General features: G+C 65.9%; 2 protein-coding genes. Both read right to left on the reverse strand.

Going from position 1 to position 2,560, the window contains the following annotated elements:
- The coding region (locus LLH00_10495; protein MCE5271698.1) for a S9 family peptidase at positions 1–1,204 on the reverse strand (1,204 nt) is incomplete at its 3' end.
- A gap of 53 nt (positions 1,205–1,257) precedes the next feature.
- A partial coding sequence (locus LLH00_10500) for an amidase (GenBank protein ID MCE5271699.1) occupies positions 1,258–2,560 on the reverse strand: 1,303 nt, incomplete at its 5' end.

Genomic DNA, 2,560 nt, shown 5'->3' on the forward strand with positions numbered 1-2,560 from the left:
TGATATTCTCGGGATGCTTGCCGTAGATTCCACCCAGGGCGGCCAGCTCTTCATCCGGCACGAGCTTGGCCGGACGGCTGGTGATTTTCCGGTTGCGGCCGAACAGCATCCGGTCGCTGAACTCCACCGCCTTTTCCCGCTGCTCAGGGTAGTACCCGTGCGGTCCCGGCGCCTCGCACATCCCCACGCTGCCGGGCTTGCCGTACCAGCCGAAAATCTCCTGCGCCCGCTCCAGCACCGCCTTGTAGCCCACCGGCGGATAGTAGGCGTCATCCACCGAGGTGTGCAGCAGCAGCGGCCGCGGGGCGATCAGCCCGGCCAGTGTTGGCCAGTCGAACCGGTAGATGTTGGGGAAATAGGCGCAGTCGCAGTGCATGTTCTGCAGGTCGTGGCTGATATGGGTATAGACATCCGCCGTGCCGGCCGCGGGCTGCACCACGGCGAAACGCTCCTCCGCCGCCCCGGCCATCCAGCTAAGATGTCCGCCGCCCGAGACCCCGGTCAGGCTGATTTTCTTGTCGTCGACATCCTTGCGGCTCAGAAGGTAGTCCACCGCGCGCATGGTGTTCCAGACCTCGATTGCCATGGGCGTGTAGCCGCGCGAGTACCAGTCACGCAGGTCGTAGCAACTCAGTCCGTGGTGCAGGCCGTAGACCTCGGCCGCCTGGACCGGGTCGATCACCAGGCAGATATAGCCGTTGGCAGCCCACTCGGAGGCGGCCTGCTGACGGCCGGTCTTGGTGCCGTAGATCCCGCCGCCGTGGCCGGGCCCCCAGACCGTGGCCGGGAACGGGGCCTTGCCTTTCTTCGGGCGGTACAGGTCGGCGGTCACGTAGAACCCGGGCAGGCTCTGGTAGTACAGCACCTCTATCGTGTAATTATCACAATCGACAGTCCTTACAACATTCACCTCAAGCGGTGTGCGAGGCGGGACAGGATCGAGTCCCAGCATGAACATGAACTCCCGGTGCAACTCGGCCCGCTGGGTCTCCAGCTTTTCCCGGGTGGCGATCCGGGCGTGGGCCTCCTCGCGAACCGACGCGGCCTGGCTTTCCAGGAAAATGTTCATTCCGACTGTGTCGAGGCCCGAGTCGAGGGTTCCCCCGGCCCTGGCAGGCGAGGCCATGCATAATAGTGCCGCGGCCAGTATCAGGAATCCTTTCCCGGCCGACATGGAACGCTTTTTCTTCATTACCCGCTGCATCTTCTCCCTCCCGGGAATGATTGATGTCGTTGCGGCCTGTGGAGCCGCCCGCCTCAGACGCTCAGGTCGGCGGTTGGAAGAAAGCGCGGCGCCCGGCGCAGCTTGGCCGCCTGCTCGAAAGCGTAACCGATCCGGAGTAGCACCGGTTCGCTCCAGGCCCGCCCGAAGAAAGACACTCCGAACGGCAGGCCGAACACCTCGCCGCCCGGTACGTTGAGATTCGGATAGCCGGCCATGGCCGGAACGCTCGAGCTCCCGCCGAGGCCGTGATCGCCGCAGACCAGGTCGCTCACATGCGCCGGCCCGCCCGAGGGTGCGAACAGGGCATCCAGATGGTTGTCGTCCATAAGCTTGTCGATCCCCTTGGGCCCGGCCAGACTGCGGCAGAGGTCGCGGGCCTCAAGGTATTCCTTGTCCGTGAGGGGACCCCGCGTTTCCGACTCTACCAGGATTTCCTGGCCGAAATAGGGCAGCTCCCGCGCGCTGTTGGCCTCGTTGAACGCGATCAAGTCCTCCAGAGAGTGAATCTGCGCCCCCTGAACCCATTGCAGATAGCGGTTGAGGCCGTCCTTGAACTCCCAGGTGAGCACCTTGTACTCCGACCCGCGGAACTGGCCCTCGGTCGGGATTTTGAGCGGGTCCACCAGTTCGGCCCCCTGCTCTTTCATCAGGAGCAGCAGTTCCTCCAGGCCGCGGTCCACCCCGGGGTGATAGCCGCAATAGTTACGCAGCACCCCGATCCGCGCTCCCTTGAGGCCCGCCGGGTCCAGAAACTGTGTATAATCTGTCTGAACGTGGCCCCGGGATTCTGCGGTACGCGGGTCATCCGGGTCCACACCGGCCAGGACGCCCAGCAGCAGCGCGGTGTCGGCCACCGTGCGGGTCATCGGCCCGGCGGTGTCCTGGCTGGCCGAGATCGGGATAATCCCGCTGCGGCCGACCAGTCCCACCGTGGGTTTGAGGCCCACAATCCCGCAGACAGCGGAGGGGCCGACAATGGAGCCATCCGTTTCGGTGCCCAGCGCCACGGCGCAGAGGTTGGCGCTCACCGCCACGGCCGAGCCGGAGCTGGAGCCGGAGGGGTTGCGGTCCAGGGCGTAGGGGTTGCGGGTCAGCCCGCCCCGTCCGCTCCAGCCGCTGGTCGAGGCATTGGAGCGGAAATTGGCCCACTCGCTCAGGTTGGTCTTGCCCAGGATCACCGCTCCGGCCTGACGCAACAGGCGCACCACCTGCGAGTCGGCGGGCGGGCGGCTCCCCGCCAGGGCCAGCGAACCGGCCGTGGTTTGCATCGAGTCGGCGCTGGCGATGTTGTCCTTGACCAGGACCGGAATGCCGTGCAGGGGGCCGCGCGGGCCT

The organism is bacterium (genome assembly GCA_021372515.1).
Taxonomy (GTDB): Bacteria; Gemmatimonadota; Glassbacteria; order GWA2-58-10; family GWA2-58-10; genus JAJFUG01.